The sequence below is a fragment of the Halopseudomonas sp. Lyrl_26 genome (genome assembly GCF_051948695.1).
GTDB classification, from domain to species: domain Bacteria; phylum Pseudomonadota; class Gammaproteobacteria; order Pseudomonadales; family Pseudomonadaceae; genus Halopseudomonas; species Halopseudomonas formosensis.
Genome location: NZ_JAYJLH010000002.1, coordinates 264,624 through 282,776, shown reverse-complemented (window position 1 = coordinate 282,776; position 18,153 = coordinate 264,624). Strand labels below are relative to the sequence as shown.

Sequence of the window (18,153 nt, the reverse complement as noted above, 5' to 3'; positions counted from 1 at the left end):
ACTGAGGGTATGGCTGTCTATGCGGTCGGTGACATTCAGGGCTGCCTGAAGCCTCTGCAATGCCTGCTGCGCAAGGTCGACTTCAACCCGTCGCGGGATACCCTGTGGGCGGTCGGCGATCTGGTCAACCGCGGACCCGACTCCCTCGAAACACTGCGGTTTCTCGAAGGTCTCGGCAACGCCTTTATCACTGTGCTGGGCAATCACGACCTGCACCTGCTGGCCTGCGCCCAGAACCCGAAACGGTTGCGCAAATCCGACACCCTGATGCCGATCCTCGACGCCCCGGAGAGCGAACTGCTGCTGGACAGCCTGCGCCAGCGCTCCCTGGCGCACTTCGACCCCCAGCGCAACATCCTCATGACCCACGCCGGCATCCCGCCGATCTGGACTGTGGAGCAGACCTGCGCCCTGGCCGCGGAAGTCAGCGCCGCGCTGCGGGACGATCAGCGCATTCCCGGTTTTCTGGATGATATGTACGGTAATGAACCGGCGTGCTGGAGCGACGACCTGGAGGGCACCACACGGCTCCGCGTGATCACCAACTACCTCACCCGCATGCGTTTCTGCCGAGCCGACGGCACCCTGGATCTCAAGTCCAAGGAAGGTCCCGGAGGGGCGCCCAACGGCTACAGGCCCTGGTTCAAACTGCCTCGCCGCAACCCCGAAGTACAGGTCATCTTCGGTCACTGGGCAGCATTGGAGGGCAAGGTCTCCGAACCCGGTATCCACGCGCTGGATACCGGTTGCGTCTGGGGCAACAGCATGACCCTGATGAATGTCGACACCGGTGAAAAGCTGCGCTGCAAATGCCACCAATGAGTGTTGCCCCGCTGCAGCCCCCCGCCAGTCTCATGTAAATATTTTCCAATCTTCCTGTCACCCCCGCGCAAACCAACTATCCTGAAGTCAAGGCAATCAGAACAAGCAGAGCCGGTCCGCCGGCTTCCGATAAAGGGGATCACGCCCGGGCGTATCCAGCCCTGGCCGCACTCCCGGGCCTTGACTGACCAGCGGTAACGGGGGATTGCACATGTTGTCCAGATCTTCGCCCTTCGCTGCGTGGCAGGCGGGTTCCTACCCGGAAGCCCCGGATCACATTCCCGGTAACAGCGAGGTCATGCCATGAGCATATTCAGTCACTTCCAGAATCGATTCGAGACCACCCAGCAGGAAGAGATGTCCCTGCAGGAATACCTTGAACTGTGCAAGGCCGACCCCTCGACCTACGCCTCTGCGGCCGAACGATTGCTGATGGCCATTGGCGAGCCGGAACTGATTGATACCTCCCTGGACCCGCGGTTGTCGCGGATCTTTTCCAACAAGGTGATCAAACGCTATCCCGCCTTCGCCGACTTTCACGGCATGGAGGACGCGGTCGAGCGCATAGTGTCCTTCTTCAAGCACGCTGCCCAGGGCCTGGAGGAGCGCAAGCAGATCCTCTACCTGCTCGGGCCGGTAGGCGGCGGCAAATCCTCGATCGCCGAGAAGCTCAAGGCGCTGATGCAACAGGTACCCTTCTATGCCATCAAGGATTCACCGGTGTTCGAGTCACCCCTGGGATTGTTCAACGCCAGCGAGGACGGTCATATCCTGGAGGAGGATTACGGCATCCCCCGCCGCTATCTGAACAGCATCATGTCGCCCTGGGCGGTCAAGCGTCTGCATGAATACAACGGGGACATCAGCCAGTTTCGCGTGGTCAAGCTGTACCCTTCGATCCTCCAGCAGATCGCCATCGCCAAGACCGAACCCGGCGACGAGAACAACCAGGACATCTCCGCGCTGGTCGGCAAGGTGGATATCCGCAAGCTGGAGGAGTTTCCGCAGAACGACCCGGATGCCTACAGCTACTCCGGCGCCCTGTGTCGTGCCAACCAGGGGCTGATGGAGTTCGTCGAGATGTTCAAGGCGCCGATCAAGGTGCTGCACCCGCTGCTGACTGCCACCCAGGAGGGCAACTACAACAGTACCGAAGGTCTCGGTGCCCTGCCCTTCAACGGCGTGGTGCTGGCCCACTCCAACGAATCGGAGTGGCACAGCTTCCGCAACAACAAGAACAACGAAGCCTTCATCGACCGTATCTACATCGTCAAGGTCCCGTACTGCCTGCGGGTCAGCGATGAGATCAAGATCTATCAGAAGCTGCTGGCCAACAGTTCCCTGGCCAGCGCCCACTGCGCCCCGGACACCCTGAAGATGCTGGCCCAGTTCAGCGTGCTGTCGCGCCTGAAGGAGCCGGAAAACTCCAACGTCTACTCCAAGATGCGCATCTACGACGGTGAGAACCTCAAGGACACCGACCCCAAGGCCAAGTCGATCCAGGAATACCGCGATGCCGCCGGTGTGGACGAGGGCATGAGCGGTCTGTCGACCCGTTTCGCGTTCAAGATCCTGTCCAAGGTGTTCAACTACGACAATACCGAGGTAGCCGCCAACCCGGTGCACCTGCTCTACGTGCTCGAGCAGCAGATCGAACAGGAACAGTTCCCGACCGAGACCAGCGAGCGCTACCTGCGCTTCCTCAAGGAGTACCTGGCGCCGCGCTACGTGGAATTCATCGGCAAGGAGATCCAGACCGCCTATCTGGAGTCCTACAGCGAGTACGGCCAGAACATCTTCGACCGCTATGTGCTCTATGCCGACTTCTGGATCCAGGACCAGGAATACCGGGATCCGGACACCGGCGAAATCCTCGATCGCAGCGCCCTCAACGAGGAGCTGGAGAAGATCGAAAAGCCTGCCGGCATCAGCAACCCCAAGGATTTCCGCAACGAGATCGTCAACTTCGTGCTGCGCGCCCGGGCGCACAACAACGGCAAGAACCCGAGCTGGCTGTCCTACGAGAAGCTGCGTGTGGTGATCGAGAAGAAGATGTTCTCCAACACCGAGGATCTGCTGCCGGTCATCAGCTTCAACGCCAAGGCCTCGACCGAGGACCAGAAGAAGCACAACGATTTCGTCACCCGGATGGTGGAGCGGGGTTACACCGAGAAACAGGTGCGACTGCTGTCGGAATGGTACCTGCGCGTCCGCAAGGCCCAATAAATGCAGCGGCAAGCTTGCAGCTTCAAGCGGCAGGTTGACCGCAGGTGCCTACAGGCATCGCGCACAAATGAAGCAGCACGGCCAGCTTCAAGCTTGCAGCCAGTGGCTTGCAGCTGGCCCTGGAGGGGCCATGAGTTATGTAATCGACCGTCGACTTAACGGGAAGAACAAGAGCACGGTCAACCGCCAGCGCTTCCTGCGTCGCTACAAGGCGCACATCAAGAAAGCCGTGGAAGAGGCGGTCGGTCGGCGCTCCATTACCGACATCGAGCATGGAGAGCAGATCAGCATACCGGCGCGGGATATAGACGAGCCGATCTTCCACCATGGTCCCGGGGGGCGCCAGACCCGGGTTTTTCCCGGCAACAGGGACTTCGCCGCCGGCGACCGCATTCCCCGGCCGGAAGGAGGTGGCGGCGGAGCCGGTGGCGGCAGCGAAGCTGGCAACACCGGTGAAGGAGAGGATGATTTTGTCTTCCAGATAACCCAGGAAGAATTTCTCGACTTCATGTTCGAGGATCTGGCCCTGCCCAATCTGATCAAGCGCCACCTGACCGGCACAGACAACTTCCGCACTGTGCGCGCCGGCTTCAGCCAGCAGGGCAACCCCTCGCGCATCAACGTGGTGCGCTCGATGCGCGCTGCCCACGCCCGCCGTATCGCCCTGTCCGGCGCAAGCCGGGCGCGGCTGCGCGAAGCCCAGCGCGAACTGGAGATGCTGCGCCGTGAGCAGCCGGACAATCTCATCGACATTCAGGCGCTGGAAAAGGAGATCGAGCAACTGCGGGCGCGCATCGACCGGGTCCCCTTCCTCGACACCTTCGACCTGCGCTACAACCTGCTGGTCAAGCAGCCTGACCCCTGCTCCCGGGCCGTGATGTTCTGCCTGATGGACGTCTCCGGGTCCATGACCCAGGCCACCAAGGACATCGCCAAGCGCTTCTACATCCTGCTCTACCTGTTTCTGCAGCGTAACTACGAGCGCATCGAGGTGGTGTTCATCCGCCACCACACCAGCGCCAAGGAAGTCGATGAAGAGGAATTCTTCTACTCGAGGGAAACCGGCGGCACCATAGTCTCCAGCGCCCTGCGCCTGATGCAGCAGATCATCACCGACCGCTACTCGCCCAACGAATGGAACATCTACTGTGCCCAGGCCTCGGACGGCGACAACTGGAACGACGACTCGCCCATCTGCCGGGAGCTGCTGGCCCGCCAGCTGATGCCGGCCATGCAGTACTACTGCTACGTGGAAATCACCCCGCGGGAGCACCAGGCACTCTGGTACGAATACGAAAAGGTCGCAGAGCTGTTCCCCGACAGTTTCGCCCAGCAACAGATAGTGGATGCCGGTGACATCTACCCTGTCTTTCGCAAACTGTTCCAGAAGAGGATGGTCACATGAGCCGTCAGCCCATTTCCACCGGATCGGAATGGACCTTCGACCTGATCCGCGAGTATGACCGGGAAATCGGCCGCATTGCCCATGAGGTCTACGGTCTGGACACCTACCCGAACCAGATCGAGGTCATCACCGCCGAACAGATGATGGACGCCTATGCCTCGGTGGGCATGCCCCTGGGCTATCACCACTGGTCCTACGGCAAGCACTTCCTGCACACGGAAAAGCACTACAAGCGCGGCCAGATGGGTCTGGCTTACGAGATTGTGATCAACTCCGATCCGTGCATCGCCTACCTGATGGAAGAGAACACCATGACCATGCAGGCGCTGGTGATCGCGCATGCCTGCTATGGCCACAACTCCTTCTTCAAGGGCAACTACCTGTTCCGCAGCTGGACCGACGCCGGCTCCATCATCGACTACCTGGTATTCGCACGGCAGTACATCACCCAGTGCGAGGAGCGCTACGGCATCGATGCGGTGGAAGACCTGCTCGACTCCTGTCATGCCCTGATGAACTACGGTGTGGATCGTTACAAGCGCCCGGCACCGGTGTCCGCCGAGGAGGAACGGCGCCGCCAGCGCGAGCGCGAAGAATACCTGCAGCGTCAGGTCAATGATCTGTGGCGGACCATACCGGTTAACCCGGAAAGCCATGAGCGGCGCCAGCAGGAGGCACGCTTCCCCGCCGAACCACAGGAGAACCTGCTGTACTTCATCGAGAAGAATGCGCCGCTGCTGGAACCCTGGCAGCGCGAGGTGGTGCGCATCGTGCGCAAGATCGCGCAGTACTTCTATCCCCAGCGCCAGACCCAGGTGATGAACGAGGGCTGGGCCACCTTCTGGCACTACACCCTGCTCAATCATCTCTACGACGAGGGCAAGGTCACCGACGGTTTCATGATGGAGTTCCTGCAGTCCCACACCAGCGTCATCTACCAACCACCCTTCGACAGCGACTGGTTCAGCGGCATCAACCCCTATGCCCTGGGTTTTGCCATGATGCAGGACATCCGCCGCATGTGCGAAAACCCCACCGAGGAGGACCGCCGGTGGTTCCCCGACATCGCCGGCAGCGACTGGCTGGAAACCCTCAAGTTCGCCATGCGCACCTTCAAGGATGAGAGTTTCATACTGCAGTACCTGTCTCCCAGGGTGATTCGCGAGCTGAAACTGTTTGCCATAGTCGACGATGAACAGAACGACTACCTGGAAGTCGCCGCCATCCATGATGATTCCGGCTATCGCCGGGTGCGCGAGCTGCTGGCAGCCCAGTACAATCTCGGCAACAACGAGCCCAATATCCAGGTCTGGGAAGTGGATCGCCGCGGTGACCGCTCACTGACCCTGCGTCACCAGCGTCATGAGGGCAAACCGCTGGGCAAGACCACCGAGCGCATGCTCAAGCACCTGCACCGGCTGTGGGGCTTCGATGTCCATCTGCAGAGCTGGGACGGCGATGCGCTCAAGGAAGAACAGCACATGCCACCCCGACCCAGCGAAACCGAGGAAAGCATCCCCCGCTTCGAGATGAACATACCGCCGATCTGACCTCCCCTGGGAAGGACGAGCACCAGCTCGTCCACCGGCACTGTCAGCCACCCCTTCATCGAGTCCGATCGCGGCCCGTGGTGCTCGACGCTCCCAGCAGGTCGCCTCTTCCATGGAGTGCCGGGTTCCATCCCGGCAATTGGGGGTTGCATGCCCCCTTGCAGCACCACCCCACCCCGCCCTAAGCTTCGCCCATGAAAACAGACTTCAAGACCTATCTGGTCGGCGGCGCCGTCCGTGACCAGTTGCTGGGCGTGCCCTGGCATGAGCGCGACTGGGTAGTGGTCGGCGCCACGCCGGATCAGCTGCTGGAGGCCGGCTTCCGCCCGGTCGGGCAGGACTTCCCGGTATTCCTGCACCCGGACACCGGCGAGGAGTACGCGCTGGCCCGAACCGAGCGCAAGAGTGGTCACGGCTACGGCGGCTTCACCTTCCACGCCGACCCCTCGGTCACCCTGGAGGAGGATCTGCAGCGCCGCGACCTGACCATCAACGCCATGGCCATGGATGACGAGGGTCAGGTCATCGATCCCTACGGGGGGCAGCAGGACCTGCAGGCCCGCCTGCTGCGTCATGTCTCTCCGGCCTTTGCAGAAGATCCGCTGCGGGTACTGCGCGTCGCCCGCTTTGCCGCCCGCTATGCACCGCTGGGTTTTCGTGTCGCGCCGGACACCCTGGCGCTGATGCGGGAGCTGGCCGAGTCCGGGGAACTGCAACACCTGACCGCCGAGCGCAGCTGGAAGGAGATCAGCCGGGCGCTGATGGAACCGCGCCCGGATGTGTTCATACAGGTGTTGCGCGACTGCGGCGCACTGGCCGAACTGCTGCCCGAGGTGGATGTGCTGTTCGGCGTCCCCCAGCCGGAGGCCCACCATCCGGAGGTGGACACCGGCGAGCACCTGCTGCTGGTGCTGCAGCAGGCAGCGAGGATGCAGTTGCCGCTGCCGGCACGCTGGGCCTGCCTGCTGCATGACCTGGGCAAGGGCCGTACCCCGGAGCGCTTCTGGCCGAAACACCATGGTCACGAAAAATCCGGCCTGGCTGCGGTCAAGGCCGTAAACCAGCGCTGCAAGGCCCCCCGGGAATGTCAGGAGCTGGCACTGCTGACCTGCGAGTACCACACCCACTGCCACCGCGCCCTGGAACTCAAGCCGGCCACCCTGCTGAAGCTGTTCAAGGCCTTCGATATCTACCGTCGCCCGGAACGCTTCGAACTCTTTCTCGGTGCCTGCGAAGCCGACGCACGCGGGCGGGCCGGATTGGAAGAACGCGACTATCCGCAGGCCGACTACCTGCGCGGCGCCGCCAACGCAGCCCGCTCAGCGGAGGTAAAGATATTGCTGGAACAGGGATTCAAAGGTGCCGCACTGGGCGCGGAAATGGAGAAGCTGCGACTGCAGCGGATAACCGAGTACTGCCGGGAACGTCGAGCACCAGCTCGATGAAGGGGTGCTGGCAGCCCCGGTGGACGAGCTGGTGCTCGCCAACCCGGCAATGCGAAGTGTAGCGCACCCGCGCTACGCCTGCTCAAAACACATTGAAACGGATCTCAGGCCGCGCCACTGCCCGGCGCAGGACTGCTCTGGGCAGGATACTGACGCAGCAGCAATGCCGGCGTCAGTGGTTGACCGTGCCAGTCGAAGGCGACCGGCCACACCTTCTGCTGCCCCCGCCAGCCCTGCCACAGGGCGGCACAGCTGGTGTCCGTACCCGGCAGCACCAGCTCAGGCGCCAGCAGGGTCAGCGGCCAGAGCACAAAGGCGTTGTGGTTGATCTCGGGACGGGGCAGTTGCACTCCACCATGACAGCCGCTCAGCTCGCCGTACAACAGGATGTCGATATCCAGGGTGATGCGCCCGGGCACCTTCTGTTCGCGCCGACCGCAGGCGGCCTCGATGGCCTTGAGCGCTGAATTCAGATCCGCCAAAGGCAGCGGCGTGTCCGCCGCCACCACCAGGTTGTAGAACCGCGCCCCGAGAATGCCCACCGCATCGCTCTCGAACACCGGCGACAGTTGCAGCGGACCGAGCAGCTGCTGCAGTGCATCCAGCCCGCGATGCAGATGATGCTCGCGGCGGGTATTGGTGCCGACCCCCAGATAGATCCGGGTCATGCGCGGGAGCGTCCCCGTTCGATGATGACACCCACACCACGGCGCGCCTCCGGCACCGCGCCGGGCTTGGTGATGACCAGACGCAGGCCGGGAACGGAGAATTCCTCCATGATCAGGGTGGCGAGACGGTCGGCCAGGGTTTCCACCAGCTCGAAGCTGCTGGCACTGACATAGTCCAGCACCCGCTGACTGACCGCGGCGTAGTCCAGCGCCAGGGTCAGATCATCGTCAGCCGCCGCCGGGCGGATGTCCCAGTCCATCTCCAGGTCGAGCACCAGGCGCTGACGGATGGTCCGTTCCCAGTCATAGGCGCCTATCACCGCCTGCACTTCCAGTCCTCTGATGAAAACCTGATCCACTGTCTGCTCCCGTGTCGTCTACAATGGCCTTTCAATCATTCGGCCAGGCGTACCATGACCGTCGAATTCTTCCTGCTGCTGTGCGCTGCCTACTTGCTGGGCTCGGTGTCCTTTGCCGTGCTGCTGGCCCGTCTGCGCCATCAGCCGGATCCGCGCAGCTTCGGCTCACGCAACCCCGGCGCCAGCAACATGCTGCGCCTCGGCCACCGACGCCTGGCCCTGGCAACCCTGATCGGGGATATGGGCAAGGGCGCTGTGGCTGTGTGGCTGGCCTCCCAGATGGGACTGATACCGGTACAACAGGCCTGGGTGGGACTGCTGGCGGTGATCGGTCACATACTGCCCCTGTATCACCGCTTCCATGGGGGCAAGGGCGTGGCTACGGCGGCAGGCGTGCTGCTGGTGCTTTCCTGGCCCGCGGCGCTGATCGCCGGACTGGTCTGGCTGGCCATCTTCACCATCCGCTCCATCGCCTCGCTGGCCTCACTGGCCGCCTGTGTCGCGCTGGTACCCTGGATGGCCTGGCACAGCCCGGAACTGCAGATCCCGGTCAGCCTCATGGTGCTCATCATTCTCCTGCGCCACCGACTCAACATAGGCCGTCTGCTGGCCGGCAACGAGAACCGCTTCCGGTTCTGATCAACTGACGATAGCCGGCAACTCCTCAAGCGGCCAGCGCGCCCGCGGTGACAGGCCGCCCTCGTCCTGCTGGCCGGCCATCAGGCGCCGGCAGCCTGCATAGGCAATCATGGCACCGTTATCGGTACAGAACTGCGGGCGGGCATAGAACAGTTCGCCATTCAGACCGGCGGCCATCTTTTCCAGTGACTGGCGCAACCGGCGATTGGCGCTCACCCCACCGGCAATCACCAGACGCTTGAGGCCGGTCTCCTTGAGCGCCCGCCGGCACTTGATGGTCAGGGTCTCCACCACCGCCTGCTCGAAGGCCAGGGCAATATCGGCGCGGGTCTGCTCACTGTCGTCACCCTCGGCGACACAGGCCTGCCAGGTGTTCAGGGTAAAGGTCTTGAGCCCGCTGAAACTGAAGTCCAGACCGGGACGGTCGGTCATCGGACGGGGAAACAGGAAGCGCCCCGGGGTGCCCTGCTCGGCCAGGCGCGCAATCTCCGGGCCACCGGGGTAGCGCAGCCCCATGAGCTTGGCGGTTTTGTCGAAGGCTTCGCCGGCGGCGTCATCCAGGGATTCGCCCAGCAGCCGGTATTCGCCGATCCCGGTTACTTCCACCAGCTGGGTATGGCCCCCGGAGACCAGCAGCGCGACGAAGGGAAACGCCGGGGGACGTTCCTCCAGCATGGGCGCCAGCAGATGACCTTCCATATGATGCACGCCCAGCGCCGGCACGCCCCAGGCAAAGGACAGCGCCCGGGCAAAGGCGCCCCCCACCAGCAGCGCCCCCACCAGCCCGGGGCCGGCGGTATAGGCAACCCCGTCGACCTCGCCATGGGGCACCCCGGCACGCTCGAAAACCTCGCGTACCAGCGGTATCATGCGCTTGACGTGATCGCGGGAGGCCAGCTCAGGCACCACGCCCCCATAGATGCGGTGCAGGTCGATCTGGCTGAACAGGGCGTCGGCCAGCAGACCGCGTTCGCTGTCATAGAGGGCAACGCCGGTTTCATCGCAGGAGGTTTCAATACCCAGAACGCGCATGGCGGGACAGGCCTCGGCTGAAAATAGCCGTGCATGATAATCCCCACCGTCCCTGCAGACCAGCCTTTCCGCGCTCAGCCGACATCCGGCCCCTTCGTTTCAACGCCAAAAGCCCTTTGCATTTTCCCGGCGAAGGCGGTAACATCCGCTCCCCTTGAAATGCGATTGCTCCGATCCTCATCAGAGCTACTAACCACAGTTTTTGAGAAAGGTACGAAATGCCTGCCGTCAAAGTAAAAGAGAACGAACCCTTCGACGTCGCCCTGCGTCGTTTCAAGCGCTCCTGCGAAAAAGCCGGCGTCCTGGCTGAAGTCCGTCGTCGCGAGTTCTACGAAAAGCCCACTACCGAGCGCAAGCGCAAGGCAGCTGCTGCCGTCAAGCGTCACGCCAAGAAGCTGCAGCGCGAAAATCGCCGCCGCGAGCGCCTGTACTGAGTTCAGTCGCAGCGTCCTGCCGGGCCTGATCCCAGGCCCGCCGAGCCGTTCCCCGCTCACGGACGCACGAACTCATCTGGATATAGCAAGCAACACGTCCGGCCTTCCGGTTGACCTGGAAGCAGCTGGATTTTCGTGTTTGTTCGACATGCTATCATCCCTTCCCTGTTCCTCCACGTTCGCAAGGCAGCATGCATGGCCGGGCTGATCCCGCAGGGTTTCATTGACGATCTTCTTGGACGCACCGATGTGGTCGAGGTGATCGGCTCGCGGATCAAGCTGAAGAAGACCGGCAAGAACTATTCGGCCCTCTGCCCCTTCCACAACGAGAAGTCCCCCTCTTTCAGCGTCAGCCCGGACAAGCAGTTCTACTACTGCTTCGGCTGCGGCGCCGGCGGCAATGCCATCGGCTTCCTGATGGACTTCGAGCGCCTGGACTTTCCCCAGGCGGTGGAGGAACTGGCACGCCAGGCCGGCGTGGAGGTTCCACGGGAGGAACGGGGTGACCGGCGGGGCCCGCGCCCCACGCGCCAGGACAGCCCGCTGTACCCGGTACTGGAGAGCGCGGCCGCCTACTATCGCCAGCAACTGCGCCAGCATGCCCAGCGCAAGCGGGCGGTGGACTACCTGAAGCAGCGCGGTCTGTCCGGCCACATCGCCAAGCTCTACGATATCGGCTTCGCCCCACCAGGCTGGAACAACCTGATGGGACATCTGGCCACCAACAGCAGCGAGGAAAAGCTGCTGGTCGAGGCCGGGCTGGTGGTGGAAAACCCGGACAGCGGCAAGCGCTACGACCGCTTCCGTGACCGCATCACCTTCCCCATCCGCGACAGCCGCGGCCGGGTGATAGGCTTCGGGGGCCGGGTGCTGGGCGATGACAAGCCCAAGTATCTGAACTCTCCGGAAACCCCGGTGTTCCACAAGGGACGCGAACTCTACGGGCTGTACGAGGCCCGCCTGCAGAACCGCCAGCTTGAGGATATCCTGGTCGTCGAGGGCTACATGGATGTCATCGCCCTGGCACAGCACGGTGTCACCAACGCCGTGGCCACCCTGGGTACCGCCACCAGCGAGGAGCATCTCAAGCGCCTGTTCCGCCTGGTCAACAGCGTGGTGTTCTGCTTCGATGGCGACAATGCCGGCCGGCAGGCCGCCTGGCGCGCGCTGCAGTCCTGCCTGCCGGTGCTGGAGGATGGACGCCACGTGCGTTTCATGTTCCTGCCCGAGGGACACGACCCGGACAGCCTGATCCGCCAGGAGGGCCACGACGCCTTCCGTGCGCGCATGCACCATCAGGCCCAGCCGCTGACCGAATACCTGTTCCGGCATCTGGCCGAGGAAGCACCACCGGACAGCCTGGAGGGCAAGGCCCATCTGGCCACCCTGGCCCTGCCCCTGATCGAGCAGGTACCCGGCAGTCTGCTGCGACGGCTGCTGCGCCAGTCCCTGCAGGAACGCACCGGCATGGACCTGGATGACCTGCGTCCGGGCCCGACGCCCACCGCCTCCACAGAGGCGCCGCCGCAGAGCATGGTCGCACCGCCGCCGATGGATGAGGACTACAACTGGGCCGACAGGGAGGATTTCGAGCCGGCCTTCGACGCCCCGCCCGCCTGGTCCAGACCACAGAACACCCGGAGGGACTACAATCGTCCGCGTCGGCCGGATGTCAGAACGGTGGAAAGCCCGGTAACCAGCGCCACGCGCACCCTGCTGCACAACCCCCACCTGGCCGGACTGGCGCAGCAGGCCAGCCTGCTGGCCAACGAGGGCGAGGATGAGGCGCAGCTGCTGGTCGCCCTGATCGATACGCTGCAGAAGAACCCGCGCCTGAGCACCATAGAGCTGCTGGCGCGATGGCATGGAACGGCACTGGGAGAACAGCTGAATCAGCTGGCGGAGAAGGAGTGGCTGCTGAATATTCCCAGCGCCAACCTTGAACAACAGTTTTTCGACACTATAAATACATTGATGGCGAGACAGATTGATCGCCAGATTCAACAGCTCCTCGACAAGTCGGCCCAGGCCCCACTCACCAGCGAGGAAAAACAGCAGCTGCGAGACCTCCTGAGCCGTCGGCATACACCAACTGCCGGGACCTGACAATCGGCAAACTGGCCAGACACCCCGATTTCAGGGTATAATCCGCAGCTTATTTTTTGCACACCTAGGCATCCACATAGGGTTGTTATGTCCGGAAAAGCGCAACAGCAATCCCGTCTCAAGGAGCTCATCGCCCGCGGTCGCGAGCAGGGCTACTTGACCTACGCGGAAGTCAACGACCATTTGCCGGAGGATATCTCAGATCCGGAACAGGTTGAAGACATCATTCGCATGATCAACGACATGGGGATCACGGTCTTCGAGACTGCGCCCGATGCCGATGCCCTGTTGCTGGCAGACAGTGACGCTGATGAAGCTGCTGCCGAGGAAGCCGCCGCCGCACTCGCCGCTGTCGAAAGCGATATCGGGCGTACCACCGACCCGGTGCGCATGTACATGCGCGAGATGGGCACTGTGGAGCTGCTGACCCGCGAAGGCGAGATCGAAATCGCCAAGCGCATCGAGGAAGGTATCCGCGAGGTCATGGCAGCCATCTCCATGTTCCCCGGCACTGTCGAAGGCATCCTCACCGAATACCAGCGCATCGCCGAGGAAGGCGGTCGCCTGACCGATATCTTCAGCGGCTATATCGACCCGGATGACGATGGTCTGTCCGGCACCGACAACGCCGTTGTGCCCTCCGAAGCCGTCAAGCCCAAGAGTGACAAGAAGCCTGCGGACGACGAGGAAGATGAAGAGGAAGCCGAGGACGACAGCGAAACCGAGGAAGAGACCGATGGTGGTCCCGACCCGGAAGTCGCCCGTCAGCGCTTCGGCGCCGTCCAGGAGCAGCTCGAGAAGGTCCGCAAGGTCCTGAAGAAGCACGACCGCAGCAGCCCCGAGGCCATCGCCGAACTGGAAGCCCTGGCCCAGCTGTTCATGCCCATCAAGCTGGTGCCCAAGCAGTACGACGCCCTGGTCGCCCGCATCCGCGGCGTTCAGGACGAGATCCGTGCCCGTGAGCGCAGCATCATGCAACTGTGCGTGCGCGATGCCCGCATGCCGCGCGCCGATTTTCTGCGCAGCTTCCCCGGCAACGAGACCAACGAGAAGTGGGTCGAGAGCCTGCTGGCCGAAAAACCGGCTTATGCCGAAGGCCTGGCCGCCGTGGCCGACGACATCCTCCGCGCCCAGAAGCAGCTGATTGCCCTGGAACAGGAAAACCAGCTGACCATTGCCGAGGTCAAGGACATCAACCGTCGCATGTCGATCGGTGAAGCCCGCGCCCGTCGTGCCAAGAAGGAAATGGTCGAGGCCAACCTGCGCCTGGTGATTTCCATCGCCAAGAAGTACACCAACCGCGGCCTGCAGTTCCTGGACCTGATCCAGGAGGGCAACATCGGTCTGATGAAGGCCGTGGACAAGTTCGAATACCGTCGCGGCTACAAGTTCTCGACCTATGCCACCTGGTGGATCCGGCAGGCCATCACCCGCTCGATCGCCGACCAGGCCCGGACCATCCGTATCCCGGTACACATGATCGAGACCATCAACAAGCTCAACCGGATTTCCCGGCAGATGCTCCAGGAGATGGGTCGCGAGCCCACCCCCGAGGAGCTGGGCGAGCGCATGGAGATGCCCGAGGACAAGATCCGCAAGGTGCTGAAGATCGCCAAGGAGCCGATCTCCATGGAGACCCCGATCGGCGACGACGAAGATTCGCATCTGGGCGACTTCATCGAGGACAGCACCATGGAATCGCCGATCGACTCGGCCACCGTGGAAAACCTCAAGGAAGCCACCCGCGAGGTCCTCGCCGGACTCACCGCACGGGAAGCCAAGGTACTGCGCATGCGCTTCGGTATCGACATGAATACGGATCACACCCTGGAAGAAGTCGGCAAGCAGTTCGACGTCACCCGGGAACGTATCCGTCAGATCGAAGCCAAGGCCCTGCGCAAGCTGCGTCACCCCACCCGCAGTGACCATCTACGCAGCTTCCTCGACGACTGAGCTGTCTGCTCCTGCCCGAACGCCCGGCACCCGCCGGGCGTTCTTGTTTCCGGATCTTGCCAGATACGCGCATTTTTGTACCCAGCGCTTCGATTTTCGCCTATTCTGCCTCCTACGCCCCTCGAACGGGTGATAACAATAACAAGAGGACGCAACCATGCCGCAGTATGTGCAGCCCGGCAATCTCGCCAGGCTCGGAGTCATCACCAGTATTCTTGCCCTGGGTGCCTGTCTCGGTGGAGGCGGGGGTGGTGGGAGCAGCAGCTCCGAGCCGTCGACCCGTTTCAGCGCCACCATCGAACGCACCACCTACGGTATCCCGCACATCACCGCCGACGACTATGCCGGTGCTGGCTACGGTCACGGCTATGCCATCGCCGAGGACAATCTCTGCGTGCTGGCCGACGCCTTCATTACCTACCGTGGCGAGCGCTCGCAGTATTTCGGCCCTGATGCCCCGGCTTCCCTGGCCAGTACCTTCGGCTCGCCGCCGAACCTGGAGGCCGACTTCTTCTTCCGCTTCATCGTCAACGACGAGGCGGTCACCCGGTTCAGGGATGACCAGAACCAGGATGTGCGCGATCTGGTGAGCGGCTTCACTGCCGGCTACAACCGGTATGTCCGGGAAATCCTCGACGACGGCCATGCCGGACGTCATGCCGATTGCCGTAACCAGCCCTGGCTCGCGGAGATCTCCGAAGACGATCTCATGCGCCGCCTGATCGCCCTCAATCTCTCCGCCAGTTCGGCAAACTGGGTGGAAGAGATTGCCAGCGCCCAGCCACCGGCCGTCGGCGCTGCCAGCCTCAGAATGCGCAGCCGCAGCGCGCCGGAACTGGATATCGACCCGCAGCGCTTCAAGCTGGGCCGCAAGGAAGGCATCGGCAGCAACACCTTCGCCTTCGGCAGCGACACCACCGAAACCGGCCGGAGCCTGCTGCTGGCCAACCCCCACTGGTACCCGATCGGCATCGACCGCTTCTACCAGGTTCACATGACCATCCCCGGGGAGATGGATATCTCCGGCGCCTCCATCATGGGCTCACCCATGGTGCAGATGGGCTTCAACGATCACATCGCCTGGGCCCACACCGTTTCCACCGCCTACCGCTTCACCCTGTTCGAACTGCAGATGGTCCCGGGTGACCCGACACGCTACGTGCTGGACGGCGAGGAGCGCGCGCTGGAGGCGACCGAGCTGACCGTCCAGGTCAGGCAGCCCGACGACTCGCTCGTGCCCGTGTCACGCACCCTCTACCGCTCGGTCTACGGCCCCATGATCAATCTGTCCGCAATGGGCCTTCCGGCCTGGGGCGAGGAGCGTGCCTTTACCCTGCGTGACGTGAATCTGGAAAACACTCGAGCCTTCCAGAACTTCTTCGCCTGGAACACCGCCGAATCCCTGGATGAGTTCTACGGCATCATCCAGCAGTACGTCGGTATTCCCTGGGTCAATACCACGGCCATCGGCCGCGATGACGACCGGGCGCTGTATTCGGACATCACCGCGGTGCCGAACGTACCTGACAGCATGCTCGCTGACTGCCTGGCGCAGCCGCTCGGTCCGATCGTGATCGAGGTCGTACCCGGCCTCCCCCTGCTCGACGGCAGCCGCAGCGCGTGCAACTGGCGCTCGGATCCCGACTCGCGGCAACCCGGCGCCTTCGGTCCGGGCAACCTGCCGAGCCTGCTCACCACCGATTATGTGGTGAACATGAACGACAGCTACTGGCTGAGCAATCCGCAGCAGCCGCTGACCGGCTACGCCGGCATCATAGGTCAGGAGGAGTATCAGCAGTCACTGCGCAGCCGCATGGGCCACACGCTGGTGCTGGACCGCCTGAACGGCGCTGACGGTCTCAACGGTCATCTGGCCAGCAGCGAGAACATCCGGGAGATATCACTGAACAACCGGGTCTACAGTGCCGAGCTGCTGAAGGACGAGATCCTCGCCCAGGTATGCAGTGACAGCGCGCCGGACACCGAGCAGCAGGCCTGCCAGGTACTGGGAGCATGGAACAATACCGGGGAAATAGACGCCGTCGGCGCCCATGTCTGGAGTGCCTTCTGGTCGAAAGTGAGAACCAGCGACCTCTACGCCACTCCCTTCGATGCCGCGGATCCGGTCAACACGCCCAACGGCCTGAATACCAGTGCGGACAATCTGGAGATGTTGCGTACCGCCTTCAGCGAAGCCGTCGCCGAGCTGGTGGACGCCGGTATTGCTCTGGATGCCCAGCTGGGCGAGGTGCAGTTCTACCTCAAGCCCGGGACGCAGATCCCGCAGTTTGGCGGGGAAGGCAGCGAGGGCTATTTCACCGTCCTGCGTAACTCCTACATGCACGTGGTGGACTTCCCCGAAGGCGAGCCGGTCCGCGCCTGGACCTTCCTGACCCACGGGGTTACCAGCGATCCGGCCAGCCCCCACTATACCGAGTACACAGAGGCCTACCTGGACAAGGATTGGCACCTGTTCCCCTACACCCGCGAGCAGATCGAGGCAGCTCGCATTTCCAGCATCGACATCAGCGAGTAAACCTCAGGCAGAGGGCAAGGCACCGGCAGGTGCCTTGCCCTTTCGCCAATAAGCCCACTGCAGCCTAGCCAGAGCCAGACACAGCCCGTATAATTCGCGACTGTTGCACTCGGGGGCCTATAGCTCAGTTGGTCAGAGCAGTCGACTCATAATCGATTGGTCGCAGGTTCAAGTCCTGCTGGGCCCACCATTCCCTTCGGTCATGTCGGACCTCATTGGACTATTCCAGCCCGAAATCACAGATTTCGGTCGTTCCAGCGGCGCAAAGCTGCGCTTTACGAAACCCCGCTTGCACCCTGCTGGGCCCACCATTTCCCTCAGGAAACGTGAAGATTATTCCTTAAAAATAAAGGGATAAGCCATTAGCAATTTCACGGCAAGCTCCCCTGGCCTGTGAAGCTCGGGCAGTGAAAGGTGCCCAAGACAAAGCCTTCGCCCTGGACGCCTACGATGCCGCCCGCGACCGCCTGAACCAGATTGACCAGTTGATGGGCCGCATCAACACCACCCAAGACCCGAAAGACATTGCAGAACTGCAAGGCCGTATAGCGGCTGAGCAAGCGATGATTGCCAATGAACAAACGAAACTGCAAATGTACGCGATGGTGGCCGAAGCCGAAAACCGGCTTCAAGAACAGCGCGAACAGGAAACGGTTATGGAGGAAGCGGCCAAGCGCGGCGGCCTCAACGTCGAGCCCATGAACTTTTCACTTCGTCGCTAAGGAGGCCGCCATGAATGCTTTTTTTGTTTTTACGCTTGTTCCTGTAACGCTCATCAGTCTTGGTCTCTATCGGTTTTGGAGTTGCGTTCACCGGCTAGGCCAATCGAAAGAGTTGATGCGCCTTACGCCGCACATGATGGCCCTCGATGGGGTAACCATCTTCGCGGCTCTTACCACCCTCTATTTTTGGGTAACGTTACGGCACGAACGAAAATTCTGAATATGAATACAGCCAACCCTATGCATAGTCTAGGGG

General features: G+C 62.4%; 15 protein-coding genes and 1 tRNA gene. 13 read left to right on the top strand and 3 right to left on the bottom strand.

The features are described 5' to 3' along the window. Positions 1–9 precede the first annotated feature (9 nt). The 5 genes from VF673_RS04615 (at position 10) to VF673_RS04595 (ending at position 7,448) form a co-directional block, all read left to right on the top strand. Positions 10–822, top strand: coding sequence for a symmetrical bis(5'-nucleosyl)-tetraphosphatase (locus tag VF673_RS04615; protein ID WP_440291066.1), 813 nt, complete (start codon positions 10–12; stop codon positions 820–822). Between the two features lie 303 nt (positions 823–1,125). Continuing rightward, positions 1,126–3,048 (top strand): PrkA family serine protein kinase, encoded by a 1,923-nt coding sequence (locus tag VF673_RS04610; protein WP_440291065.1) that lies wholly within the window; start codon positions 1,126–1,128, stop codon positions 3,046–3,048. Between the two features lie 130 nt (positions 3,049–3,178). Continuing rightward, positions 3,179–4,453 (top strand): YeaH/YhbH family protein, encoded by a 1,275-nt coding sequence (locus tag VF673_RS04605; RefSeq protein WP_440291064.1) that lies wholly within the window; start codon positions 3,179–3,181, stop codon positions 4,451–4,453. Further along, positions 4,450–6,003, top strand: coding sequence for a SpoVR family protein (locus VF673_RS04600; RefSeq protein WP_440291063.1), 1,554 nt, complete (start codon positions 4,450–4,452; stop codon positions 6,001–6,003). The genes VF673_RS04605 and VF673_RS04600 overlap by 4 nt, the downstream gene beginning before the upstream one ends. A 194-nt stretch (positions 6,004–6,197) precedes the next feature. Then, positions 6,198–7,448, top strand: coding sequence for a multifunctional CCA addition/repair protein (locus tag VF673_RS04595; RefSeq protein ID WP_440291062.1), 1,251 nt, complete (start codon positions 6,198–6,200; stop codon positions 7,446–7,448). Between the two features lie 104 nt (positions 7,449–7,552). Here the strand turns inward: VF673_RS04595 and folK are convergent, their stop codons facing one another. After that, positions 7,553–8,116: a 2-amino-4-hydroxy-6-hydroxymethyldihydropteridine diphosphokinase gene (folK, locus tag VF673_RS04590; protein WP_440291061.1), complete on the bottom strand. Its 564-nt coding sequence runs from the start codon at positions 8,114–8,116 to the stop codon at positions 7,553–7,555. Next, complete coding sequence (gene folB, locus VF673_RS04585) at positions 8,113–8,475, bottom strand: dihydroneopterin aldolase (protein ID WP_090539268.1); 363 nt, start codon at positions 8,473–8,475, stop codon at positions 8,113–8,115. Before folB ends, folK begins: the two co-directional genes overlap by 4 nt. A 54-nt stretch (positions 8,476–8,529) precedes the next feature. Here folB and plsY point away from each other — a divergent pair, with 54 nt between their 5' ends. Next, positions 8,530–9,114: a glycerol-3-phosphate 1-O-acyltransferase PlsY gene (gene plsY / locus VF673_RS04580; RefSeq protein ID WP_090539270.1), complete on the top strand. Its 585-nt coding sequence runs from the start codon at positions 8,530–8,532 to the stop codon at positions 9,112–9,114. On the opposite strand, the gene tsaD is transcribed toward plsY, so the two are convergent. Then, positions 9,115–10,146, bottom strand: a complete 1,032-nt coding sequence (gene tsaD, locus VF673_RS04575) for a tRNA (adenosine(37)-N6)-threonylcarbamoyltransferase complex transferase subunit TsaD (RefSeq protein ID WP_440291060.1) — start codon at positions 10,144–10,146, stop codon at positions 9,115–9,117. A gap of 218 nt (positions 10,147–10,364) precedes the next feature. Between tsaD and rpsU the strand changes: the two genes are divergently transcribed. The 7 genes from rpsU (at position 10,365) to VF673_RS04540 (ending at position 18,117) form a co-directional block, all read left to right on the top strand. Continuing rightward, positions 10,365–10,580, top strand: a complete 216-nt coding sequence (gene rpsU / locus VF673_RS04570; RefSeq protein ID WP_036989131.1) for a 30S ribosomal protein S21 — start codon at positions 10,365–10,367, stop codon at positions 10,578–10,580. Between the two features lie 195 nt (positions 10,581–10,775). Further along, the gene (gene dnaG, locus VF673_RS04565) at positions 10,776–12,686 is read left to right on the top strand and encodes a DNA primase (RefSeq protein ID WP_440291059.1); all 1,911 of its coding nucleotides are present in this window, start codon (positions 10,776–10,778) and stop codon (positions 12,684–12,686) included. An 87-nt stretch (positions 12,687–12,773) separates the two neighbouring features. Next, positions 12,774–14,639: an RNA polymerase sigma factor RpoD gene (gene rpoD / locus VF673_RS04560; protein ID WP_320330511.1), complete on the top strand. Its 1,866-nt coding sequence runs from the start codon at positions 12,774–12,776 to the stop codon at positions 14,637–14,639. Positions 14,640–14,796: 157 nt separating this feature from the next. Beyond that, positions 14,797–17,175, top strand: a complete 2,379-nt coding sequence (locus tag VF673_RS04555; RefSeq protein ID WP_440291058.1) for a penicillin acylase family protein — start codon at positions 14,797–14,799, stop codon at positions 17,173–17,175. Positions 17,176–17,288: 113 nt separating this feature from the next. Next, positions 17,289–17,365: transfer RNA gene (locus VF673_RS04550), tRNA-Ile, on the top strand. 178 nt (positions 17,366–17,543) lie between these two features. Further along, positions 17,544–17,897: a type IV secretion system protein gene (locus VF673_RS04545; protein ID WP_440291147.1), complete on the top strand. Its 354-nt coding sequence runs from the start codon at positions 17,544–17,546 to the stop codon at positions 17,895–17,897. Positions 17,898–17,907: 10 nt separating this feature from the next. Continuing rightward, positions 17,908–18,117 carry a hypothetical protein gene (locus VF673_RS04540; protein ID WP_440291057.1) on the top strand — a complete coding sequence of 70 codons (210 nt, stop codon included), beginning with the start codon at positions 17,908–17,910 and terminating at the stop codon, positions 18,115–18,117. The last annotated feature ends 36 nt before the right edge of the window (positions 18,118–18,153 follow it).